This is a genomic window from Natribacillus halophilus (assembly GCF_900100185.1).
GTDB classification, from domain to species: Bacteria; Bacillota; Bacilli; order Bacillales; family Marinococcaceae; genus Natribacillus; species Natribacillus halophilus.
In genome coordinates this window covers 103,497-126,941 of the sequence record NZ_FNEN01000003.1, presented here as the reverse complement: position 1 = coordinate 126,941, position 23,445 = coordinate 103,497, and the positions used below count along the sequence as shown (strand labels likewise).

General features: G+C 49.0%; 24 protein-coding genes and 2 pseudogenes. 19 read left to right on the top strand and 7 right to left on the bottom strand.

From position 1 onward, the window contains the following. Window positions 1-25 precede the first annotated feature (25 nt). Complete coding sequence (locus tag BLS58_RS05015) at window positions 26-772, top strand: YwaF family protein (RefSeq protein ID WP_090396627.1); 747 nt, start codon at window positions 26-28, stop codon at window positions 770-772. Here the strand turns inward: BLS58_RS05015 and BLS58_RS05010 are convergent. Next, window positions 718-1,107, bottom strand: a complete 390-nt coding sequence (locus tag BLS58_RS05010; protein WP_090396626.1) for a YhjD family protein — start codon at window positions 1,105-1,107, stop codon at window positions 718-720. The genes BLS58_RS05015 and BLS58_RS05010 overlap by 55 nt on opposite strands. Window positions 1,108-1,346: 239 nt before the next feature. Between BLS58_RS05010 and BLS58_RS05005 the strand changes: the two genes are divergently transcribed. The 5 genes and pseudogenes from BLS58_RS05005 (at window position 1,347) to nfsA (ending at window position 4,547) form a co-directional block, all read left to right on the top strand. Further along, window positions 1,347-1,664: an IDEAL domain-containing protein gene (locus BLS58_RS05005; protein WP_090396624.1), complete on the top strand. Its 318-nt coding sequence runs from the start codon at window positions 1,347-1,349 to the stop codon at window positions 1,662-1,664. Between the two features lie 195 nt (window positions 1,665-1,859). Next, a pseudogene (gene dcd, locus BLS58_RS05000) lies at window positions 1,860-2,381 on the top strand (dCTP deaminase); the annotation flags it as partial. Further along, a pseudogene (locus BLS58_RS18320) lies at window positions 2,344-2,424 on the top strand (hypothetical protein); the annotation flags it as partial. The pseudogenes dcd and BLS58_RS18320, both read left to right, overlap by 38 nt. Continuing rightward, on the top strand, window positions 2,405-3,814 hold the full coding sequence (allB, locus tag BLS58_RS04995) for an allantoinase AllB (protein WP_090396621.1): 1,410 nt from the start codon (window positions 2,405-2,407) through the stop codon (window positions 3,812-3,814). The pseudogene BLS58_RS18320 and the gene allB, both read left to right, overlap by 20 nt. Beyond that, the gene (gene nfsA / locus BLS58_RS04990) at window positions 3,804-4,547 is read left to right on the top strand and encodes an oxygen-insensitive NADPH nitroreductase (protein ID WP_176764624.1); all 744 of its coding nucleotides are present in this window, start codon (window positions 3,804-3,806) and stop codon (window positions 4,545-4,547) included. The genes allB and nfsA overlap by 11 nt, the downstream gene beginning before the upstream one ends. A 139-nt stretch (window positions 4,548-4,686) precedes the next feature. On the opposite strand, the gene BLS58_RS04985 is transcribed toward nfsA, so the two are convergent. Continuing rightward, window positions 4,687-5,112, bottom strand: coding sequence for a DUF948 domain-containing protein (locus BLS58_RS04985; RefSeq protein WP_090396617.1), 426 nt, complete (start codon window positions 5,110-5,112; stop codon window positions 4,687-4,689). A 71-nt stretch (window positions 5,113-5,183) separates the two neighbouring features. Continuing rightward, window positions 5,184-5,462, bottom strand: a complete 279-nt coding sequence (locus tag BLS58_RS04980; RefSeq protein WP_090396615.1) for a 4a-hydroxytetrahydrobiopterin dehydratase — start codon at window positions 5,460-5,462, stop codon at window positions 5,184-5,186. A gap of 270 nt (window positions 5,463-5,732) precedes the next feature. Here BLS58_RS04980 and accC point away from each other — a divergent pair, with 270 nt between their 5' ends. Genes accC through BLS58_RS04960 form a run of 4 tightly spaced genes read left to right on the top strand, consistent with a single transcriptional unit; the run spans window position 5,733 to window position 9,090 of the window. Further along, entirely contained in the window at window positions 5,733-7,076 is a 1,344-nt protein-coding gene (accC, locus tag BLS58_RS04975) for an acetyl-CoA carboxylase biotin carboxylase subunit (protein ID WP_090396613.1), read from the top strand. A gap of 18 nt (window positions 7,077-7,094) precedes the next feature. Further along, window positions 7,095-7,574 carry an acetyl-CoA carboxylase biotin carboxyl carrier protein gene (accB, locus tag BLS58_RS04970; protein ID WP_090396611.1) on the top strand — a complete coding sequence of 160 codons (480 nt, stop codon included), beginning with the start codon at window positions 7,095-7,097 and terminating at the stop codon, window positions 7,572-7,574. A 7-nt stretch (window positions 7,575-7,581) separates the two neighbouring features. Then, the gene (locus BLS58_RS04965) at window positions 7,582-8,160 is read left to right on the top strand and encodes an NAD(P)H-dependent oxidoreductase (RefSeq protein ID WP_090396609.1); all 579 of its coding nucleotides are present in this window, start codon (window positions 7,582-7,584) and stop codon (window positions 8,158-8,160) included. 18 nt (window positions 8,161-8,178) lie between these two features. After that, on the top strand, window positions 8,179-9,090 hold the full coding sequence (locus BLS58_RS04960) for a fumarylacetoacetate hydrolase family protein (protein ID WP_090396607.1): 912 nt from the start codon (window positions 8,179-8,181) through the stop codon (window positions 9,088-9,090). A gap of 49 nt (window positions 9,091-9,139) precedes the next feature. Here BLS58_RS04960 and BLS58_RS04955 read toward each other — a convergent pair whose 3' ends face one another. Further along, complete coding sequence (locus BLS58_RS04955) at window positions 9,140-10,333, bottom strand: KamA family radical SAM protein (protein ID WP_090396606.1); 1,194 nt, start codon at window positions 10,331-10,333, stop codon at window positions 9,140-9,142. Between the two features lie 346 nt (window positions 10,334-10,679). On the opposite strand from BLS58_RS04955, the gene BLS58_RS04945 reads away from it, so the two are divergent. The 3 genes from BLS58_RS04945 to BLS58_RS04935 all read left to right on the top strand — a co-directional run bounded on the left by BLS58_RS04945 (window position 10,680) and on the right by BLS58_RS04935 (window position 14,274). After that, complete coding sequence (locus BLS58_RS04945; RefSeq protein WP_090396602.1) at window positions 10,680-11,657, top strand: nuclease-related domain-containing protein; 978 nt, start codon at window positions 10,680-10,682, stop codon at window positions 11,655-11,657. Between the two features lie 341 nt (window positions 11,658-11,998). Continuing rightward, window positions 11,999-13,387 (top strand): aspartate aminotransferase family protein, encoded by a 1,389-nt coding sequence (locus tag BLS58_RS04940; RefSeq protein ID WP_090396600.1) that lies wholly within the window; start codon window positions 11,999-12,001, stop codon window positions 13,385-13,387. A gap of 32 nt (window positions 13,388-13,419) precedes the next feature. After that, a complete protein-coding gene (locus tag BLS58_RS04935) occupies window positions 13,420-14,274 on the top strand; it encodes a MurR/RpiR family transcriptional regulator (protein ID WP_090396598.1) in 855 nt (284 codons plus the stop codon). Window positions 14,275-14,316: 42 nt separating this feature from the next. Here BLS58_RS04935 and BLS58_RS04930 read toward each other — a convergent pair whose 3' ends face one another. Next, window positions 14,317-16,239: a TRAP transporter permease gene (locus tag BLS58_RS04930; RefSeq protein WP_090397044.1), complete on the bottom strand. Its 1,923-nt coding sequence runs from the start codon at window positions 16,237-16,239 to the stop codon at window positions 14,317-14,319. A 383-nt stretch (window positions 16,240-16,622) separates the two neighbouring features. After that, on the bottom strand, window positions 16,623-17,684 hold the full coding sequence (locus BLS58_RS04925) for a TAXI family TRAP transporter solute-binding subunit (protein WP_090396596.1): 1,062 nt from the start codon (window positions 17,682-17,684) through the stop codon (window positions 16,623-16,625). Between the two features lie 218 nt (window positions 17,685-17,902). On the opposite strand from BLS58_RS04925, the gene BLS58_RS04920 reads away from it, so the two are divergent. From BLS58_RS04920 to BLS58_RS04895, 6 genes are all read left to right on the top strand, one after another. Then, window positions 17,903-18,997 carry an AI-2E family transporter gene (locus BLS58_RS04920; protein ID WP_090396594.1) on the top strand — a complete coding sequence of 365 codons (1,095 nt, stop codon included), beginning with the start codon at window positions 17,903-17,905 and terminating at the stop codon, window positions 18,995-18,997. Between the two features lie 18 nt (window positions 18,998-19,015). Beyond that, window positions 19,016-19,378 carry a rhodanese-like domain-containing protein gene (locus BLS58_RS04915; RefSeq protein WP_090396592.1) on the top strand — a complete coding sequence of 121 codons (363 nt, stop codon included), beginning with the start codon at window positions 19,016-19,018 and terminating at the stop codon, window positions 19,376-19,378. 121 nt (window positions 19,379-19,499) lie between these two features. Continuing rightward, on the top strand, window positions 19,500-19,811 hold the full coding sequence (locus BLS58_RS04910) for a hypothetical protein (protein ID WP_090396590.1): 312 nt from the start codon (window positions 19,500-19,502) through the stop codon (window positions 19,809-19,811). Window positions 19,812-19,897: 86 nt separating this feature from the next. Further along, window positions 19,898-20,743, top strand: a complete 846-nt coding sequence (locus BLS58_RS04905; protein WP_245723056.1) for a YitT family protein — start codon at window positions 19,898-19,900, stop codon at window positions 20,741-20,743. A gap of 15 nt (window positions 20,744-20,758) precedes the next feature. After that, a complete protein-coding gene (locus tag BLS58_RS04900) occupies window positions 20,759-21,223 on the top strand; it encodes a BsuPI-related putative proteinase inhibitor (RefSeq protein ID WP_090396589.1) in 465 nt (154 codons plus the stop codon). A gap of 450 nt (window positions 21,224-21,673) precedes the next feature. Then, window positions 21,674-22,927, top strand: coding sequence for a YeeE/YedE family protein (locus BLS58_RS04895; protein ID WP_090396587.1), 1,254 nt, complete (start codon window positions 21,674-21,676; stop codon window positions 22,925-22,927). Between the two features lie 47 nt (window positions 22,928-22,974). Here the strand turns inward: BLS58_RS04895 and BLS58_RS04890 are convergent, their stop codons facing one another. Continuing rightward, complete coding sequence (locus BLS58_RS04890; RefSeq protein WP_090396585.1) at window positions 22,975-23,427, bottom strand: GNAT family N-acetyltransferase; 453 nt, start codon at window positions 23,425-23,427, stop codon at window positions 22,975-22,977. Window positions 23,428-23,445: the final 18 nt, after the last annotated feature.

Here is a 23,445-nt window from a genome sequence, read left to right as displayed (position 1 = left end):
TTTTTCACCAGGGAGGGGGATTTGTATGTGGTGGTGGGCGTATACCCATGACGGGCCGGGGTTTACTATGTTCGGGCCGGCGCATATAGGTGTGATCGTTTCATTAGTCGGTGTCTGCGTGTTGATTGTGCTGGCGCGAAACTGGTTCCAAAGCTCAACCGGAAGGCAAAATCTCTTGCGCTTTGGCTGTGTCGCAATTTTCATCGTCGGGGAAGTTCTTTTGCAGATGTGGTATATTCAAGGGGATGTGTGGGACGTTTCATTCGCGTTGCCCTTTCATTTAAGCAGTATTGCCTGGATCATGGCGATATTCATGTTACTCACCCGCGGCCAGACGTGGTTTGAGATCACGTTTTTCGTTGGCGCGGGCAGTGCGTTCCTGACGATTTTGACTCCGGATGTTGGCGATTACGGTTTTCCCCATTTTCGTTTTCTGCATTTTTTTATTACCCATGCCCTCGTGATCGTGGCTGTCGTCTATATGATGGCCGTGGAAAAGATGCAGGTCCGTTTTCGTTCGGTCTTTTGGGTGTGGCTGTATTTAAACGGGTACGCGGCGCTCATGTTTCTGTTTAATCTGGGGGTAGGCGGCAACTACATGTATTTAATGGAAAAACCGCCGGGTCCGTCGCCGTTTGACTGGTTCGGTCCCTGGCCATACTATATTTTTGCTCTGCAGGGCGTGGCGCTTATCGTATTTTTCGGGATGTATGGTCTTTATCGCTGGTTTTCCCGTAAAGCCCCTTCGTCCGTGAAAAACCGGGCGCCCTGAAGGTAGCGGGTCATGCAGCGTTCGGTTTGCCGTTGTAAATTGGCATTTACATAGCGGTTCTGCCCTTCGTAGCGATTGCATACATAACCATAAGTGGAAAATGTCTCGTCGGCATTGACCAGGTAGACGCGAATCTCCCGTTGTTTCTGGACACGCTTGAGTTGCCGGAGGTCATTATGCAGGGAAGTGAGCGCTTCGTGAACGAGAATCATGTAGGGGGCCTTGCTGTGTACGTATTGTTCCAAATGCAGATGGTCTTTTTCAAACGTTTTTTTCACCAACGGCAAAATCACGGCGTAATGAATGAGCGTAGCATCCTTTTTACGTAAGAACATGTCGTCACCTCTTTGCTGTAAGTATATCGAATGAATGTTCGTACATGCAAGAAGAAAGTTTTTCTTTAGCAGATAAGAAACAATGTGGCTACGCTCGCCAGGCTTGGCGATAAGCCAAGTTTTCTTTAAAGTTTAGAAGTGAGGCCAACCGGGTATAAGAAAAATAAAAAAGCAATAGCGTCAGTGGACCCATTTTAAAATTTAGAAGCCTTGGGAGAGGCAAACCAGGGGGGATCACAATGACAGCCTCAACATACGAAAGTGAACTGTTTGAAAAGTTAAAGGGGATCCGCAAGGGTTATCGGGCACCCAGGCAAGTTTTGCAAGCGCTTTATGCGCGCATGATGCTGGAGTACTCCGTCTATGAATTTACGAAAGCCCGTTTTAAACGGCTGATTGATGAAGCACTGGATGCCAGGGATAAAAAACGTTTCGACATGTTGAGCCAGCAATATAACGAATGGCTCGCCCAGTATCGATCGGGGTGTACGGTTTCGGAACACGGCTATGAGATGGAATGTAACTTTGAGGATATGAAAATCAACATCGACAGCTGACTAGAGGTGAGAAGTGAGAGGTGGGAAAAGCACGCGATTGAAGCTCCAACCGGTTCGGTTGGAGCACTTTTTCGGTTAGCTTACCCCTTTTTACGTTCCAACGGATGGCGCAGGAGGCTGAAACGCGTGTCCCTTGGCGACCGCTGTCGAATCGGTTATACTTGGGAGTGAAATTGTCGTTCAGGAGGAACCTCTTTGATATTATCAGATGCTACCATTAAAGCCATGATGGCGCGGGGTGAGCTCATCATCGAGCCGGTCAATGATGTGCAGATTCAGCCCGCGTCCGTTGACATTCGCCTTGGGAATCATTATTTAAAACTTGATGAAAACGCGATTGAGTCGGTCGCGTTGGATACTCCGGCCCAATATGTCGAATTTGAGTCCGATGAAGTGATTATTCCGCCGAATTCCTTTTTGCTCGCGACGACGAACGAGTACATAAAACTACCGGAAAATTTAACAGCCTTTGTGGAAGGGCGCAGTTCCATCGGACGTATGGGGTTATTTATCCAAAACGCGGGCTGGGTGGACCCCGGCTTTGAAGGCGAGATCACGCTCGAACTTTTTAACGCCAATCGTCTGCCGATTCGCTTAATATCCGGGCGCCGGATTGCCCAGCTCGTTTTTGCCCGAATGGATCAAAAAGCCGCGACTCCCTACGACGGCAAGTATCAAAAACAACGTCGCGCCGGCGGGAGCCGTGCTTATGATGATATTGATTAAGCGAGGTGATGGGCATGTACGATGTAAAAATTGAAAACGGCTACCTGGTGACAAGTCAAGAAACTTTCCCGGGAACGCTCTTCATTCAAGATGGAAAAGTGGCCGCGGTGACAGCGCCGGGCAGCAATGAGCAGGCCCGCGAGGTAATTGATGCCAGCGGACAGTACGTCCTTCCGGGTTTGATCGACACCCATGTGCATTCCCGCGATCCCGGCCCGACCCATAAGGAAGACTTTGCGACATCGACGCGGGCAGCCGCGGCCGGCGGCATTACGACGGTCTTTGAAATGCCGAACACGACGCCGCCGGTGCGTGATGCGGCAAGTTTTGACGCGCAGGTGCAAAACTTGCAACCGAAGGCAGCGGTGAATTTCGGGCTCTGGGGCATTTGTCTCGGTCCGTTGAACCGGGCCGATTTTGTGGACATGCATCGAAAAGGTGTTATCGGGTTTAAATATTTCTGGGGTTACGGGATCCACCGCGAGACGTTTCAACTCTATTACAATGTGAGTGAAGACAGCGAGGAGATCATTCAGCCTTATGACGACGGTGAAGTGTACGCGATGATGAAGGAAGTAGCCAACACCGGGCAATTGTTCGCGGTGCACGCGGAAAACCATGAACTGATTCGCCGGCTCGGGGAAGAAAAAGACCCGGATGATGACTCGTATCAGGCTTTACTCGCGTCAAGGCCCGGGGTCGCCGAGCAGTTGACCGTTGAAACAGGGCTGACACTCGCGAAAGCGGCCGGTGTCCATTTTCATGTTTTACACGTTTCCGCTGCCGAAAGTGTTGCGGCCGTGCGCCGGGCTAAAGCGGCCGGGCAAAGGGTGAGTGTGGAAACGTGCCCCCACTATTTATTTTTAAACGAAGAAGATTATGAGACGGTCGGCAAAGATATGAAAATTTTCCCTCTCGTAAAAACCGCAGCAGATCAAAAAGCGATCTGGGAGGGCGTGAATGACGGGACGATTACCGTCGTCTGTTCCGATCACGCCCCGCACACAGAAGAAGAAAAATACGAAGGGAAGCTGAGTGAAATTCCCGCCGGCATGTGCGGGGTCGAGACGATGGTGCCGCTCATGCTTAATGTGGTGAATGAAGGAAAACTGACGTTAAACCGTCTCGTGGCACTCATGTCCGAAAACCCCGCCCATCTCTACGGCATTGCCGAGCGGAAAGGGACGTTTACCCCGGGCAGCGACGGAGATGTGACGATCGTAGATATGGCAAAAACGGGCACCATTCAGAAAGAAGCGCTGCACAGCAAAAGTAAAATCAGCGCGTACGATGGGCGCTCGATAAGAGGGTGGCCCGTTCGCACGGTCGTCTCGGGGCGAACGGTGATGCAGGATGGCGAGATTGTAAATGAAGCATGCAACGGAGAACTCGTGACACCGGGAGGGATCAATGATGAATCATGAAAATACACGCGCTCTGATGCAAACGCATCAATCGATTCGTAAATTCAAGGATACCGCTGTTTCGGAAGAAATCGTGACCGATCTGGTGGAATCGGCCCGCTGGGCACCGACATCCAGTCATGTCCAGTCTTATACGATCATCCGCGTCAACGATCAGGAAAAGCGAGACGCTATTTCCGAGGTCGCGGCCAATCAAAAATACGTGCGTGAAAGCCCGCTCTTTCTCGTTTTTGTAGCCGATTGGCATAAGCATGTCATCAACAGTGAAAAATTTAATGCCGACATTCAGCTGGAAGAAACGGAAAATGTGCTCGTCGGTGCGGTGGATGTAGCCCTCGCCGCCGAAAATGTATTGCTTGCGGCCCGTTCCTACGGGTTGGGCGGAGTGATGATCGGGGGTGTCCGCAATGATTTGCACCGCGTCGCGGAAGTGCTGGAGCTTCCAAAGCATACGTTTCCGGTCATGGGCCTTTGTCTCGGCTATCCGGACCAGGACCCCGGCCAGAAGCCGCGCTTTCCGAAGCCGATGATTTTGCACGAGGATCGTTACGAAGCTTCTCGCTACCAGGAAGGGCTGGACGACTATGAACGCGAGACGAGTGATTATTATGAGCGACGGACGAAAGGCAGCAAAACAGACGGTTGGGGCGCGAATATGGTCAATCTGCTCGGCAAACCCAGGCGCCAGCAAGTGACGAAGTTTTTGAAAGACCAGGGTTTTACAATGAAATGAATGATACAGGTTTAAAATGAGCGGAAAAAGGAAATCATATACAATACCCCCCTGTATTATATATAGAGAGATGAAGGCAACGCATCATTCGCCTTCATCTTTTTTTAAAAAAAAAAGAGTGCAGAGACCTTTCTACACTCTAATCGCCTTTTTCTTTCCTTTTTTGCCTTAAAAGATAGATGAAGGCCGCGAGTCCGTAAAAGCCGCTCAATCCTTTTTGCTGAGAGGTGTCGTTTGCCTCATGTGATTCTTTTTTAAAGGAAGCGGTCATGTCGACGAGCGAGGATGATAATTTACGGGAAGCCTCGCCGGCGTCTCCGACCATCTCAAAGAGTGGATTCAGTGTGGCGATTTTCTCGTTTACGTCCAGGAGCGTTTCATTTGTGTTATGAAGCACTGTTCCCGTTTCCTTTGTTATGCCATCCAGTTGCTCCGGCAGCTTCTCCACGGTGACTTCGGTCTTGGCGAGCACATTTGTTAAATTGCCGAGCGCTCTCGCCAAATAGATGACAAGCACCGCGAACGCGAGCGCAGCGATGATAGCAGCTATTCCCAACAAATCCATATTATGGATTCTCCTTTCAGCGTTCAATGGCAAAATGAGGGAGGCGAGGGCACACGTCTCTCCCCCTGATTTTATACGTGGTCACTCTTTAACAAATTGTCTGTTGCCCGTGCGGCTGCGATATCTTTTTCCGTGAGCGCGCCTTGGTCTACCGTTGTCCATAGTACAGTGACGTTCGTATGATCGATGGTGACATGCGGGTGATGCTGGACACCCTCGGCATAGACCGCGATCTTTTTCACGAAAGCGATCCCTTCGAGATATCCGTCAAAGGAGAAGGTTTTCGAAATCTTTTCCCCTTCCAGCGTCCAACCTTCCAAGCGTTCTGCTTCTTTCTTTACATCTGCCATGAATCATCACCTCCATAAGATTTCCTTTTTGTCTATACCTGTTTAGTGTAGATGACAAACCCTTCTTTGTCTAATCGCTTGGGAAAAAGGGGAAAAATCGTGGCGCCGTTATACCTTGCTTCGACACTGAATGCCCTCGCTATTTGATAATGTGGGAAAATGACAGGACTCGCAAACGTTGACGGTCGATATGTTTTTATTTAGAATTTAAGAGGACGGACAAAAGGGTCGGTTCCTAGCATGAAATGAGGGAAGGGAGACGCTTCAGGCATGATTAATAAGGTCTTGATCGCCAATCGCGGTGAAATTGCCGTCCGCATTATACGCGCATGTCGTGAGTTAAACATAGAAACGGTGGCTGTGTATTCAGAAGCAGACGAGGAGTCATTGCATGTTCTCATCGCTGATGAGGCTTATTGCGTTGGTCCAAGCGCTGCGACCGACAGTTATCTAAACAAAACGAACTTGATTGCAACCGCCACGAAAACGGGGGCAGACGCGATTCATCCCGGCTATGGTTTTTTAGCTGAAAATGCAGCATTCGCTGACATTTGTGCGGATCACGGCCTTACTTTTATCGGCCCGTCTGCGGAGGCGATTGACCAAATGGGTGAAAAATCACAGGCGCGTGAAACGATGCAAGCGGCAGGGGTCCCGATCGTTCCGGGAAGCGATGGCCTCGTTGACGATGAAAAACAAGCGCTTAGAACCGCAAAGGACATCGGCTATCCCGTTATGGTGAAAGCCGCCGCGGGGGGCGGGGGGAAAGGTATGCGCGTTGCCTATGACGCCGATGATCTGCTCCGTTCGTTAAAGACGGCTCATCGGGAAGCAGAGACCAATTTTGGCAACGCGGGCTTATACTTAGAAAAATATATCGAAGAACCCCGACATATTGAAATTCAAATTATGGCCGACCGGTTTGGAGATGTCGTTCACTTTGGGGAGAGGGACTGTTCCATTCAGCGTCGCCATCAAAAACTGGTGGAAGAAGCCCCTTCGCCGGCATTAAATGAAAAGCTGCGGCAACAGATTGGCGAAGCTGGAATAAAAGCGGCCAGAGCGGTCGATTATGTAGGCGCGGGCACGGTAGAATTTTTGCTTGACAAGCATCACAATTTTTATTTTATGGAAATGAATACGCGCATTCAGGTGGAGCATCCGGTGACCGAAGAAGTGACGGGCACGGATCTTATTAAAGAGCAAATCCGCGCGGGGAGCGGACAGCCGTTATCGATAGAGCAAGTGGATGTCTCTGTACGCGGTCATTCTATTGAGTGTCGGATTAATGCAGAAGATCCGACGAAAAATTTCCGTTCCTCCCCGGGAAAAGTGACGATGTATCTCCCGCCTGGGGGGCCGGGGGTTCGGGTCGATAGCGCGGTTTATACCGGCTATACGATTACGCCCTATTATGATTCGATGGTGGCGAAATTGATCGTCCATGGTGCTGACCGCGAAGAGGCGATTGCACGGATGAGACGGGCACTTGTAGAATTTGTCGTAGAAGGTGTGGAGACGACGATCCCTTTCCACCTTGAGCTTATGGACAATGAGGCCTTTCGGGCAGGGGTATTTGATACGACCTTCCTGGCAGAAAAGGAGAACCTTTAGGAAAAGGAGGAAATCATCATGTATAGTATCGATGAAATCAAGGAATTACTCAAGGCCGTTGATGAGTCCGGCATTGCTGAATTGGAAGTCACCGGCGAGGACCATTCCGGAGTGGTCATCCGAAAAGAATCGAAAACAGTCGCGCAGCAAGCACCGGCGCCGCCGGTACAGGTGGCCGCACCTACCGAACGTTCCCAACCAGAAGAGCAAGCGGAGACGCCCCGTGCTGATACGACGGGAGCGTCTACAGATGAAAATGCCGAGAAAATCACATCACCCATGGTGGGAACCTTTTACCGGGGCCCTTCACCGGACGCGGATTCCTATGTTCAGGTCGGGGATCGAATTGGTGAATCGTCTGTCGTTTGTATCGTGGAAGCGATGAAGCTCATGAACGAGATAGAAGCGGAAACCGAAGGAGAAATTATAGAAATCCTCGTCGAGAACGGAGAACTTGTCGATTATGGCCAGCCGCTGTTTCTCGTAAAGACAGGTTGAGGGCGATATGCATCTGATCATTTACATGCACCCAAGTGAAGATAGCTTTAACCGCGCGCTTCTTGACGAATACCGAGCGGCTTGGGAGGCCCGAGGGGAAGAAGTGGTCGTTCGTGATTTATACCGGCTCGCGTTTGACCCCCTCCTTTCCTGGACCGAGTACGAACAATCCCAGCATTATCATTATCAGGAAGATATTATCGCCGAACATCGATACATAGAACGAGCCGCGGGTGTGACCTTTATTTTTCCTGTCTGGTGGGGGAGTTTACCCGCGATAGGCAAAGGCTATCTTGATCGTGTCTTATCTTTTGGATTTGCTTTTGAGTTGGATGGTGAAACACCGATACCGAAAATGGCGGAGAAGCCGTTGGGAATGATTTATACGACGGGGGCTCCTCAAGAAGTATGGGAAAGAAGCGGCCAGAAGGAATGGATGGAAAATCTATTTAAAAAAGCGATCAGTGATTTTTGCGGATTCAGGCAAGTGAGACCACTGCATTTGGGATATGTGGTGCTTGCCGATGAAGACGAGCGGGAGACTATGTTTGCGCAAGTGCGTCAATATCCGGAATATTTTCAATGATGAGAGGGAGAGATCAACATGCTGCGACTCCTTTCCATGAAACATAACGATAAAGAACAGCTCGGGGTTGAAAGTGAAGATGGGGAGAGAATTTTAGTGCTCGCAGACGCTTTTCGGCAATTACAGCCGGGCACCGAGTGTCCCGTCGATATGAGCACGGCGATCCAACGCGGCGAGTCGTTTCTGAATAGCGCGGCAGAAGTGATGGAACAGGCGCTGGCGAAGGGGGAGGACGAGGCATTTTGGGTTAAAATCGATGAGGTTGAGCGGCGAGCGCCGATCACGAAGCCGCCGAAGAATATTATGTGTGTCGGAAAAAATTATGCCGCCCACGCACTTGAGCTCGATCATGACGCCGACCTTCCCGAACACCCGCTCATTTTTACAAAACCGCACACGAGCATCGTCGGCCATGAGCAGCCGGTGAGCATCCATCCCGAAGTAACCGATCAGGTTGACTATGAAGGGGAAGTGGCCGTAGTGATTGGCCGCGAAGGGACGAAAATCAAGCGTGAAGAAGCATGGAATCATGTATTCGGTGTTACCTTGTTGAATGATGTAACAGCACGGGATTTGCAGGCCCGTCATAAGCAATTTTTTCTCGGGAAAGGGTTGGACGGGTTTAGCCCGCTGGGCCCGGTAATCGTGACAGATGTAGATGAACGGACGTTGGCAAAGCAGCATCTTACGGTAACAGTAAACGGAGAAACACGACAATCGGCACCCTTGACGGATATGATTTTTGACATCCCTGACTTGATCCATATTATTTCCCGGGGAATGACATTGGAACCAGGGGATATCATCGCGACCGGCACACCGGCGGGCGTCGGCAAAGGCATGGAGCCGCCGCAATACTTGCGCGCCGGGGATGAAGTGTCCGTTCATCTGCCCTTGGTCGGAACGCTCCGGAACAAGATGACGGAATAAAAAGCGAGTGAAGGTTGAGCCCTTCACTCGCTTTTTTTCTGACTTCCGGTCAGGAAGTCTGTTGTTTTCGCGGGGCCCGTCGCTGTCCTTTTTGGGGCATGTCGGACATTTGATTGACAGACACAACATCTTCGGTTTTCTTCGTCGGCATCTTCCAATAAGCTTCATTGCCGGGGAGCTCATCAAACCAGGTCGCATCGTCGGGGCAATCGAGAACCATAAATTTTCCGTAATTGCCGTCACGGGACTGATGGTATTTTAAATACGCTTTTCCGTCTTCGATGGCGAGGATTTCGATTTTACCGGATGTATGGCTCATGGAAAGGCGGATGCGTTTTCCGAGACCACTCGTACGTGCCTTGGCTTCCTCGACCGCTTCATAGGCTTCTTTAAGCGTGAGTACAAAGTCGTTATTCCCGGCGACAGGCCGATTAATGAAGAAGTAATAAGGGGTGACCCCTGCCCAGGAGAGTTCATCGAGCAGTTCGGTCAAGTCATCCGGATTGTCATTGATCCCTTTTAATACTGGCGTTTGGTTGACGACCATCACACCTGCATCATGTAGTGCCTGAAATCCTCGTTTGGCTTCAGCGGTCAGCTCCCGCGGATGGTTCACGTGTGCCATCACATAGATACGGTTATCAGGCGTTGAATACTCTCTGAATAAGTCGAGCAACTCTTCGTCTTCATAAATTCTCATCGGATTGAACACCGGCAGCTTGGAGCCGATACGAATAATCTTTACGTGAGGGATAGAACGAAGTTCCTCAATGATATAGCGAAGTTTTTTCGTCGCCAGAATCAAGGGATCGCCCCCCGTCAAAAGGACATTGTTGATCTCGGGATGATTACGGATGTATTCAATGCCGGGGTCGACATCAGACATCGCTTCCTTGACGTCATTCCGGAACAACCGCTTTCTGAAGCAATAACGACAATAGGCACCGCACACTTCGGAACAGATGAGCAAGGCCGTCGTTTCATATTTATGTTGACACCCCGGAACGACGTAGTTCGTATCCTCGTCAGAAGCGTCCCAGCGCCCATACTCGGAAAGTTCGTTTTCATTGGGGATCACGAGATTTTTAATCGGATCATCAGGATCTTCCCAATTGATGAGTTGTAAGTAATATTCATTGACACGGAACACAAATTTTTCCGTAATTGGCCTTAAACGTTCCCGTTCATCCTCGGGAATTTCCTTTATTTGATCAATTTTCGTAATGTACTTTGGCTGAGCCATATCAACCGCTCCTTTCAAGATGAAAAATATGGACCCACATCCAACACCAGTATAGCAGCAGCTATTCTACAGGTCAAAAAAGAATTATAAGATTCAAAAAACTATAAAGTATGAAAGATACGCTTCACGGAGAAAGAGGGGGGATTCGGACCTGAGGAGCGGACGGATGCGGTGAAAGTGTCCGAAAGGGTGGATCTTTCGGACAAAAAGAGAGCCGGAAGAGTTAAAGTGTCCGAAAGAGTGGAGGATTCGTACAAAAGGAGCGATGGATGTGGTGAAAATGTCCAAATCAAGGGTAAATTTGCCCAAATGGAGAATCAGAACTGGGAAAAAAGAAGGTTGAAACTTGTTATTACACGTCTTTTCACTTAATATTAAACTAAGACAAGTAAAAAAGGGAGTGAAGATAATCCAAATAAGAAAAGAACGTGAAGAACCTTCTGAATTGAAATATTTCAGATTATTGGAACCGCGAAAAACATTTACGGCAGAAGAAAAACGAAAATACTTGAAAGTTAAAAAAGGATTTGAAGGTGAGAAACAATTTGATCGCCGGTTACGGAAAGATCTCAAAGCAGATTGCCTCGTTATCAATGGTTTGTTACTGGAACATAATGAAACAGCCTTTCAGATTGACTCCCTGTTACTTTTTCAGAACGTGAACTATGTTATCGAGGTGAAAAATTTCGAAGGTGATTTTTATACGATCGAAGATCGATGGCATGGCATCTCCGGTAATGAAATAAAGGACCCTCTCCAACAAATAAACCGTAGTGAATCCTCCTTTCGACAATTGCTACAGTTTCACAGGTTGCAATCCCCTCTGAATGTTAATGCCCGCCTTGTTTTTATCAACCTCGAATTTTATCTGTACAATGCTTCTATGAGCCTTCCCGTTATTTTCTCAAATCAACTTAATCGTTTTATAAAAAAGCTAAATGAGTCCCCCGCAAAAATTAATCAAAAGCAGGAACAGCTTGCTACTCATTTAATTTCCCGTCACCAAGACGATTTACGGTTTACCCGCGTGCCCAATTATAGTTACCATCAGTTAAAAAAAGGTATTGTTTGCTCCGTCTGTCCATCATTTCTAGATTTCAAGGAAAGTAAGTGGGTATGCAATGAATGCGGACATATTGAAAAGTTTGAAGAAGCAGTTTTAAGAGCCGTCGATGAATTTAAATTTCTTTTTCCGGAAAACAAATTGACGACCAAAGCGATATGCGATTGGTGTTCGATTCAAAATGGCCGAAAAAATATCAGAAGGATTTTAAATAAGCATTTTAAGCGTATCGGTACCACAAAAAATGCCTATTATGTATGATGTTGTGTCGAATGATGTAAGTGTCCAAATCAAATGTGGAATTCGGACAAAAAGACCGATGAAACCGTTGCACCTGTCCGAATCCAGGATTCATTCGGACAAAAGAGGAATCGACAACCATTCCAAGTGTCCAAATGAGGTTAAAAATCGGACAAATGGAAATCCGAAACCCGCGATATTGTCCGAAAAAAGGGTGCGGTTTAAATTATGAATCAATAATTTCTCATTAAAATAAAAATGAAATAATGGGTTCACAAACATGCGTCTTCCCCGTATAATGAAATAAGAAATTCATAAACTTAAATAATGAAATAAAAATTTTACGGAGGCATAAAAAGACGATGACAATCCCCAAAGTAGTACATCCTGACGAGGTTTACACGGAACGGACGACAGAATCCTTGGCACACATGGAACGGGCACGGGAAGTGATGCCGGGCGGGATGACCGCCAACATCAAGCATTTCACACCTTACCCATTAGCCATACAAAGGGCAGAAGGATGCAGGTTCTATGACATGGATGGCAATGAATACATCGATTATTTAATGGGATACGGGTCATTAATCCTCGGGCACGGCCATCCCCACGTTCGTGAAGCGATGATGCGTCAAATTGAAGAAGACGGCACGTGGTTATTCGGAACGCCCCATGAGCGCGAAGTCACCATGGCCCGACGTATTCAGAAATATTTTCCTTCCATGGAGCAAATCCGTTACGCGAATTCGGGAACGGAGGCGAACTTACTGGCGACACGATTAGCGATGGCGCGGACAGGTAAATATAAAATCGCGAAGTTTGAAGGCCATTATCATGGGGCTATTGACTCGCTGCTTGTGAGTGTTCACCCTCCGCAAACCGATGCCGGTTTCCACGAAGGCCCCCACGCTGTCCCTGATTCAGGCGGCATGTCTTCCGAGGTCGTTGACAATGCGATCATCCTTCCGTTTAATGATGCCAAAAGTTGTGCTCGCATTCTGGAACAACACAAAGACGAATTGGCAGCCGTTATTATCGAGCCGATGGAAGGCGGCGTGATCGCTCCCAAATCCCATTTCCTGCAAAAGTTGCGGCAGATCACGGAAAAACTGGGCATCCTGCTCATCTTTGACGAAGTAAAAACGGCGTTTCGAACAGCCATGGAGGGCGTACAAGGGATCTATAACGTCACCCCCGATTTAACGACGATAGGAAAAGTGGTCGGCGGAGGCTTTCCATTCGGTGTCGTCGGCGGGAAAGCGGAGATTATGGAACGAAGTTCACCCTTGCGCGGAAGCGATATTTTTGCCGGGGAGTCTTCCCCTGAGCAGCAACCGTGCGAAAAAGCGCTGTTTCACAGCGGCACGTACAACGGTCATCCCCTTATTTTGGCGGCAGGGTTGGCGACCCTGGATATACTGGAATCCGAGTTTGAATCCCTTGTCATGCGTACAGACAGATTCAGGGAAGAACTTTCCCGTATATTTAAAAAACACGGTATTCCCATGAAAACGGTTGGCAGCGGGGCAATGTTTAGTGTACTATTGACGGAAAGAAACGAGATCAATCACTACCGCGATATGCAGGCGTGTGATCATGATTCAAGAAAAAAACTGGACAAATCACTATTTGAAGCAGGTGTCTATACAAAGCCGGGGAATCGCTATAGCCTTTCCGTCGCCCATGATGATCAAGCACTGATGCAAACCCTTCAAGCCTACGACAGAGTGGTTCCGGAAGCACTTTTGTAAAGATACCTGCCTCTCGAGAGAGGGTGAACGCTATGGCTCCCAATGACATTTATGACGAGATGATTGCCAGGCGGCAGGACATGAGTAAATCGCAACGAAAGATCGCCAATTATCTGATTAGCAACCAGGAAACGGCTCCTTTTTTGACAGCTTCCAAACTTGCAAAAAATGCCGAAGTGGGCGAAGCGACCGTCGTACGCTTTGCCTTTTTTTTAAATTACGAAGGTTACCCTGACCTGCAACGGCATATGCAGGAAGCGTTGCAACGAAAATGGACGTCGGCGGAAGTGTTTGCACGGACGACCGAACGCGGGGATAAACCGGAAGACACGGTCAGTGAAGTGCTGTCGGATGACTTAAACAACCTCCAACAAACCTTGCAGCAGATGGACAAGAAAGATTTTCAGGGCGCTGTCGAAGACATTATCGCCGCCGAGAGAATTTATATTATCGCGTATCGAAGCGCGACGAGCGTGGCGCTTTTTTTGGAATTTTACCTTGATCTTGTTTTGCAAAATACGGAAATGGTGCGCTCGGCGGATGGGGTCTCGGAGCATATACTCGACATCGAGGAAAATGATCTCGTCATCGCCTTCGGATTTTCCCGGTATACGAAACGAACGGTTGAAGTGTTGAAATATGTGAAACAAAAAGGGGCCAAAACACTCGTGATCACCGATCACATGCTTTCCCCGCTCACGCCTTACGGGGATCGGAAATTACTGGCGGTCACGGAGATTAATTCGTTCATCGATTCATTTGCGGCACCGCAAAGCATCGTAAGCGCGCTGATCACCGCGATTACGCGATCCGAACATGAAAAAGTGGAAAAAAGGCTCGAACAGCTTGAGCATCTGTGGGAAGCCTTTGATGTTTTCCAGGAATGAAAAAACCAGCCCTCGTTATTCATCAGGGCTGGCTTTTTTTTTTTAAGCGCTCGTTGCTTCCGGATCTTGTCCCTGACGTTTCTTGCGGAAATGCTGGATGACAGCGATAAGCACCAAAATCGCTATGCCGGCAAGCGAAATCCAGATATCGAGCGGATAGACGGCCATAATACCGGCTGCAAAAATGACCAGACGTTCAATGATTGTAGGTACAGCAAAAAAGTAATTCATTAATGAAGCACTAACGGCTATCATACCGATCATCGCGGTGAGCAAAGGCACGGCCAGTTCTGCAAATGTCCAGTCGCCCTGTAGCACAATAACGGGGTTCGCGACGAAAACATACGGAATGATAAACGCTGCGATCGCCAACTTGAAGGCCGTGACACCTGTTCTCATCGGATTGGCTCGCGCGATCCCCGCTCCGGCGTAAGCTGCCAGACAGACCGGCGGTGTAATATCGGCGACAATGCCGAAATAAAACACGAACATGTGCGCGGCAACCGGAGGAACGTCAAATGCCAGGATCGCGGGTGCAGCGACCGAGGCGGTCACGACATAATTGGCTGTCGTCGGCAATCCCATTCCGAGAATGATACAGGCGATCATCGTCAAGAACAAGACGAGGAAGAAGTTCCCGCCGGCGACTTGAATAATCCCATTAGCGAGTATGCCACCGAGTCCGGTGAACACGACGATGCCAACGATGATGCCGGCGCTGGCACAGGCAGCGATGACCGGGAGCGCTACGCGTGCGCCCTGCTCCATCGTTTGTAGAATGCCGAGCAGGCTGAGGCGTGTATCCTTGCGCAGAAAGCTGATAACAAATGCAGCCCCAATGCCCCAAAGTGCGGCATATGTAGGCGTGTAGCCGGCCAAAAGAAGTCCGATAATCGTCACCAGGGGAGCGATCATATCAAAACGTTTCGCAAAGGAAGCGATCGAAGGCAGCTCCGATTTTGGCAGGCCGACGATGCCATCTTTTTTGGCGTTAAAATGGATTCCGAGAAACACACCGAGAAAATAGAGGGCGGCAGGGATGATCGCATACACGATAATTTCATTATATGGGATACCTACATATTCAGCCATAATAAACGCGGCCGCTCCCATGATCGGAGGCATGAGCTGCCCCCCCGTGGAGGCGGTCGCCTCACTGGCCCCGGCAAATTCCGGCTTGAAGCCTGCCCGCTTCATCATCGGAATCGTAAAGGACCCTGAACCTACCGTGTTCGCAACCGAACTGCCGGTAACCATCCCCTGTAGACCGCTGGCCACCACTGCCGCTTTCGCGGTCCCGCCGGTATAGCGCCCCGTCAAACGGAAAGCAATATCGTTAAAAAACTGGCCGATATTCGTGCGAACGAGTAAAACACCGAAAAAGAGAAACAGAAAGATAAACGTCGAGGACACCTGAATCGGTGTGCCGAAAATCGCTTCTGTCGAGTACAGTAACTGTGTGGACATGCCCGTCCAGGAAAAGCCGGCGTGAGAAAAAACGCCCAGCCAGTTGGCACTTCCGTACACGCCGTATAACAGCGCCAAAATCGCGATGATCACGATCGGCATGCCTACCGCGCGCCTGGTTGCTTCCAGTAAGAGAACAATCGCCAAGAGTGAGATAACCATGTCCAATGGCTCAAAGCCGAAGATCAGAGCATCGCTGACGAGGCGATCATAATTCCAGACGACATAGAGGTAAGAGAAAAGGGCTATAATGGATAAAAGTGCGTCATACCAGGGAACACCGGGTTTTCTCTTCGCCTGTCGATTGGCAGGGTACAAAATATAGATCATTGAAAGTGCGCTGCCGAGGTGGATAGCCCCCTGGATCAACGCGCCATAAGAGCCCGTTAGTCCTGTATACAGGTGAAAAGAGGTTAATGATATACCAAGAATCGCGATAACCCAAATCCACTTACCGAGTTCGTAACGATTGTTGGATTCTTTATCATATTTCTCCATGAGCTCTCGCTTTTCTTCTTCAGTCAGTTCCTCATGATCAGTATGTGTATGATCGGCCACGGAAAACACCACCTTTTTTGGCAGATAAGAAACAATGTGGCTACGCTGCCGGTAGCCACCATCTACCATGAAAACAACTGATTTAGCGCAAAAAGTATAATCGTGACATATGTTGGTTATACTGATTGGTTTGCGCTGCTCCAATAATGGTTGTGTATAACTTTCTTATCATGCATAAGTGCAACTAAGGCTTTCGCCAGGCTTGGCGATAAGCCAAGTTTTCTTTAAAGGCTGAGTATGTATTCTGCCTTTGCCGGAGATGATTATGAAGTTAAAGAAAGGGCCGGGCAGCTTGCCCAGCCCTTCAACTTTAACATAATGATTTATTGATCCAATAGATCATTTTCTTCGAAATATTGTTCAGCCCCCGGGTGCAGTGGCAGATCTTCTGAACCAAGCATGATGTCTTCCATCGTCATATGCTCAGCCTGAGCGTGAGAGACGTCGTCTGCATTTTCATACAAGCCTTCGACGATCTCGTAGGCAGTGTCTTCATCGACATCATCCAGGGACCCGATGAGCACCGCGTAGGCGGCAATGCCTTCGATGTCTTCTTCAAGGAAGTCGTAAGCATCGGACTCAATGGTAATGCGCTCGTATTCGCTGTTCGCTTCAATATCATCGAGGACTTCGTCATCGATGCCGAGTAAATCAATATCTTGCTGTGTTGCCAATTCTTCAATGTTGGCGGCCGGGAGACCGAGCAAGCCGAAAGTGGCATCTACGTTTCCGTCCTGCAACATGCTGGCACCGTCGCCGAAGCCTTCTTCATAGGCTTCATAGTCTCCTTCTTCGAGGCCATTTGCTTCAAGGATCATTTCAGAGGCTGCATGGGAAGCAGAACCCGGGGGACCAACGTTAACCCTTTCCCCTTCCAGATCTTCGATAGATTCAATCCCCTCATCGGCAAGAACGGCGATTTGATTCGTTTCCGGATAGATGTAGCCCATGAAACCGAAGTTATCCATTACTTGGCCGTCAAAATCACCTTCTCCTTCAAGGGCGTCAATGGCAGGGATATGCACCGTCATACCCAACTCCAGATCTTGATCGGAGACCCTCGCGATGTTTTCCACTGATGCGTCCGTGGCCACCGCGTTGACTTGTTGGTCCGTATGTTCATTCATGACGTTCGCCATTTCCTGGCCAAGGGCGTAGTACGTTCCGCCGGTAGAACCGGTCCCCATTTGCAGGGCGTCACCATTGGCAGCTTCTTCACCGCCGTCCTCTTCGTCACCATCATCACCGTTATCGGTTTCGGCGTCGCCGTCACCGTCAGGAAGATCCCCATCGTCCACTTCCGGCGCTTCTCCTTCGCCATTACAAGCGGCCAGGGCCAAGGCCGGTACCAGGAACATGGTCATCAAGAGCCTGTTCTTTTTCATAGTCAACTTCCCCCTTTTTATCATATAGTTCCTTTTAATTTAATCAAAATGTAACATAAAAGTCAAAGGATTTATTCCGGAAAATAGCACCTTTTGTGCTCTTTTCAACTTAGTTCTTGTCTGCCAAAGTTGTTAGTGTTCGTGGATAAGCGTATAATGCATAATAGCAAACGTTTACGGGGAGAAAATAATCTTGTTGGGGAAGAAGTGGTGATGTTATGCCGCAGGGGAAATACTTCAGGATCGGTTATGCGATTGCGCTGATTTTACTGATCGTTTATCTGGGTACGTTGGTTGACTTTATTTTTTCACCGATTGTCGTATTTCTGCAAACGGTTTTTGCTCCGATAGCGGTCGCAGGGGTGCTATTCTATTTATTCCGCCCGATCGTGAATGTGTTGCATCGTTGGATGCCGAGAGGCATAGCGATTTTGCTCATATACTTAGCGTTTATCGGTCTTGTCACGTTGTTTGCTTTTTTGATTGGACCTGAAATCCAGGACCAGTTTAACAGTCTCGTAGAGCAAGCCCCGCTGTTTTTTCAGGAAATGCAGGGATGGTTCAACACGATTATGCAAACGGAGCTCGTGCAAAACATCCTGGAAGATGAAACGATTAATCTCGAGGAGATCGCATCAACGATCGGAAGTTACATCACCGATTCTCTGGGAAACATCGGAGATAATATCATGAATGTCGTGGGCACAGTGACGAGCGTGGTCATCGTGATCGTCATCGTGCCGTTTGTGCTTTTCTATATGCTGAAAGAAGGGGAAAAGGCGCCGAAGCAGATTTTGCGCCTGTTGCCGAGCAAACAGGAAGATGAAGGCGAGCGCATTCTCGGCGACATGGACACAGCGTTGGCTTCCTTTATTCAAGGCCAAATTATTGTTAGTTTTTGTGTAGGGGTGCTCGTATACATCGCTTATTTAATCATCGGCCTGGATTATTCACTCATTCTGGCGATCATCGCGATGTTAACGAATCTCATCCCGTTTATCGGGCCGTGGATCGGAACGGCGCCCGGGGTGATTGTGGCTATTTTCGATGGCTGGTTAACAGCCTTGTTGGTCGTCGGAGCTGTCGTCATCATCCAGCAATTTGAGAGTGTCTTCATTTCTCCGCAGGTCATGGGTCACAAGTTAAAAATCCATCCGGTGACAGTGATTTTCGTTTTGCTCGTCGCCAGCAATATCGCCGGTTTTGTCGGCTTGCTGTTGGCGGTTCCGGCATACGCTGTCGGCAAAGTGATCGTCATGCACACGTACCGCCTCATTCGCTTGCGTTATCAGGAAAATGGGGAAGAAACCTAGAAAAAAGGTGGTTATGAAATGAGAAGTGAAAAAGATGGAATCCCCCAATGGGATCATAATGAAGTAGCGAAAAAGCTGAATGATGAGAGCATCGCCTTTGTCGATGTCCGTGAGCCCGATGAATACGATCGGGGACATATCCCGGGCGTGCCGCTTTTGCCCATGGGTGAAATTCCGGACCATATTGAGCAGATGGATAAAGACAAAACGCATGTGTTTATTTGCCGAAGCGGAGGGCGCAGTCAAAAGGTGGCCCGCTATGCCAACGAACAGGGACTTGAGAGAGCCATTAATTTTGACGGCGGCATGCTCTCCTGGGAAGGGGAAACGAAGACAGGCGAGGAAAAACGCGTGCAGGATACCACTGATCTGTATAAATAGGTGTCCGATAACCGCATCTCTTAAGGGGATGCGGTTTCTTAAATTCTTGATTTGACGTTTAATCTTTCAATAGTAGGGAAAGGTTAGATATACAAACGATTCAGAAAGGGGTATGAAGATTATGGCTAAAGGAAAGATATTTTGGGGTGCGGCCGCGGCCGCGGCTGTAAGTGCGGGTTATTTAATGAAAAATCCGGATCAACGGGCGAAACTTACGGGCGCCGCGAAGCAACAATGGGCGAAGCTGACCGGACAGGAAGGAGAGGAAGTTCCTTTAGAGGAACGTATCGGTCATCCTAACCCTATGGATATCGACGATAACGAAATGGTTGCGGAAGGTTCCACTTATGCTGTTGATTACTATAATCAGGAACACGCCGAGGACGGCCAACCGGGATCACTTGACAATGAGCAAGTGCAACGCCATCATTAAGGTCATGGATACAGAGTTGTAAGCAAGGGGTTACCCTTGCTTATTTGGGGTGTGTACCCGAATAATGATACACGAGGTGTCCGAAAGTGATAACGAGACAAACGACCCTATGGATGGAACTGCAGAAAATCGGCATCATTATCTTTGGTGCCTTTACTGTAGCGATTGGCCTTAATTTTTTCCTGGAGACGTCGAACTTATTCGCGAGCGGTATGACCGGGGTTGCGCAGCTTGCCTCCGGGTTCCTACCCCTTTCCACCGGGGTTATGCTGCTATTATTGAATATTCCCGTCGCTATTCTCGGCTGGAAGAAGGTCGGGCGTCTATTTACTTTTTATAGTTTTTTGCATGTGGCTTTAACGACGTTTTTCCTGGAAGTGGTGCCGTTCCAGCAGCTTGCCGAGGATATTATGCTCAATGCTGTCTTTGGCGGGATCATCACGGCGGTTGGTATATCATTGCCGTTAAGGTACGGAGCCTCGGCCGGCGGCCTTGACATTATCGCCCTTGTGCTGGCAAGGATGAGCGACCGTCCCCTCGGTGTTTATTTTTTTAGTTTAAATGCTCTGATTATCGTTGCTGCAGGTTTTGCATATAATTGGGATCAGGCATTGTTTACACTTGTTTCCATTTACGCCACATCCAGAATCATCGATATGGTACATACGAGACACGTCAAGTGTACAGCCTTTATCGTCACGAAAAAAGCAGATGAGTTACGGGAAGCGATTCATGCCCATGTGACCCGGGGGATTACGCGCATGAACGCTAAAGGGGGGTATGACGAGTCTGCAAAAGAAGTGCTCATGATCACGATTACCCGTTATGAACTTTATACGTTGCGACAGGTCACAGAAGCAACTGACCCCGAAGCGTTTACAAATATAGTCCCCACGTCTGATATTGTCGGTTCGTTTAGAAAAGATGATTAACCGAGGAGGGGGAGGATGCGGTTTATATTCACCGTCGCGGCGGTGTTGTTCATCGCGGCTTGTGACCAGGGAGAGCCATCGCAGGGGGGAGGGGAAGAAACGATGGAAGAAGGTCTTTATGTTGAAGTGGCGGCTAGTGAAGACAAGGGCGGGATCAACGTTGAAGCTACGCTTGGAAACGGAGAGGATGATCCTGTTGAGCTTACGTTCAATACAACCCAGCGCATCGAGGTAAGGTTGTATGAAAAAGGCAAGAAGGATCAACCGGTTTACCGCTCTTCCCGCGAGATGATGTACAATCAGGTCATCGGGACGTTAATGCTGGATCCGGGGGAAGAAACGAACTTCAGCGAAGACATCCCCGCGCTGTATCTCACGGAAGGGACAAGATATAAAGGGGACGTGGCTGTTACGGTCGCGAGGGTCGATGAGGATGATTCTCCATCAAAACCTTCCGGTTCGTTTACGATTGAAATGTAGGAGACGTCGGTTGATGACCCGCGTTCTTCTTTTAGGGAGCGGTTAGGCATCGGCCATAATCATGAGGAACTCAAGAAGATTTGCGCCCAAAACGTGTTGTGATTCCTCAAACGGAGGTCAAGCTACTCTGAGAGGGATCAGAAGCGCGTTGTGATCCCTCAAACGGAGGTCAAGCTACTCTGAGAGGGATCAGAAGCGCGTTGTGATCCCTCAAACGGAGGTCGAGCTCCCCCGAGAGGGATCAGAAGCGCGTTGTAATCCCTCAAACGTAGGTCGAGCACTCCGGGAGGAACACGCTGATCAAAGTACAACTTCAAAAGTGTCCCCCGGACGACATAAACGATTATATAAGGATTTTAACGAGCGTTTTAAGGGTTGACATTTTTTCATTTCGCTCATATAGTATGATCATAATCCTGATTAAATTAATAAGAAAAAGAGGTTTAATATATGTCGACTTATGCTCAACCCATTTCAGAGCAGCAATCGGTCGTTAAAAGCAAAAGTGCGCCTGCTCTCAACCGGCCGCAGAGCAAATTGGTGATCGGCGGACTCATTGTTACGTTGGCGTTGGCGACTTTCCTTCTTGTCACGCAACATATCGTCCAGCCTATACTGCTGATTATTGGCCTCGGGCTTGGCTACACCCTTTTTCATGCCCGTTTCGGTTTCACCTCCGCATTCAGGCGGTTGGCTTCCGTTGGCAACGGTCAGTCGTTACGCGCACATATGATGATGCTCGCGGTGGCCTGTACGCTGTTTGCTCCTATCCTGGCTACCGGTTTTGCTTTTTTTGGCGGTGATGCTTCCGGGAATGTTTCTCCCGTCGGCGTAAGCTTGCTTGTCGGTGCTTTTATGTTCGGTATCGGTATGCAACTGGGTGGAGGGTGTGCGTCAGGCACGCTTTATGCCGTTGGCGGCGGACGCTCTGTCATGTTTATTACGTTGTTCTTTTTCATCGTCGGTTCGGTCATTGGTGCCGCCCATTTTGACTTCTGGATGGAGGATATGCCGACCGCGGAACCATTCTCGTTGGCAACATCCACGGGTCTCGGGTATGGCGGAGCGCTCGTCGTTTCATTGGCCATCTTTGGCGGGATTGCCTGGCTAACGAAAGTCATTGAAAAGAAAAAGAACCCGCCGACAGAAGCGCCCAAACCTACGATCTCCGGATGGAAGAGAATCTTTCGCGGTGCCTGGCCTTTGTTCGCAGCCGCGATTGTATTGGCTGTTCTCAACGCGCTTACGTTGCTGACGAGTGAAAGCCCGTGGGGCGTCACATACGCTTTTACGCTGTGGGGTTCGCAAGCGGCGGACGCCCTTGGTTTTGACGCGGCGAGCTGGGGTTTCTGGCAGGGCGATGAAGCCGCGCTTCAAACCTCCATTTTTACGGATACGACCACGGTACTGAATTTTGGTGTCATCCTCGGTGCATTTCTCGCGTCAGCGGCCGGAGGGCTCTTTCGCTTTACGCAAATCAGATTCAAAAACGCGGCGGCTTCTGTCATCGGCGGGTTGATGATGGGCTACGGAGCCCGTCTAGCGTTTGGATGCAACATCGGTGCTTATTTTAGCGGTATTGCTTCCTTCAGTGCTCATGGTTATATTTGGGGCATTATGGCTCTCGCGGGAACATTTTTGGCCCTTTATCTACGTCCCCTGTTTGGCTTGTCGGTACCGAAATCGAAAGATTCCTTTTGCTAAAAGAAAGAGGCTTTCGCTGCTGTGCGAAAGCCTCTTCGTCATCAAGCTCAAAATTGAAAGCCATATCTTTTGGAAACGACATCGTAAAACCCGAGCGAATTGTAGAGGGCTTTTGTGGCTTGGTTATTGACGCCTGTTTCCAGCTCAATCCCTTTCATGTCATGTTGCTCTGCCCAGTGCACGATATGCAGAAGCAGCTTTTTCGCGATACCTTGATTTCGATGATCCACGTGGACAAACAGATCATTCAACCAAACAAAATTTCCGCCTTTCATGAGACTTAGCTGTACATTCAGAAAAGCCGTTCCCAAAATTCTGCCATTATCCTCGGCCACAAACGTATGTGCTTTTGAGCCTTCTGCCATGGAGGCACGGATGACAGTGATTATGTTGTCATAGGCGTTCGGGCCGCCGATGGACGCCATCTGTCCCATAAGGAGATCGGCTGTTTTATGGATATGTTCATCCGTATGTTCTTTCAGTAGCTCATATATTTCCATTGCGACTTTGACCTCCCA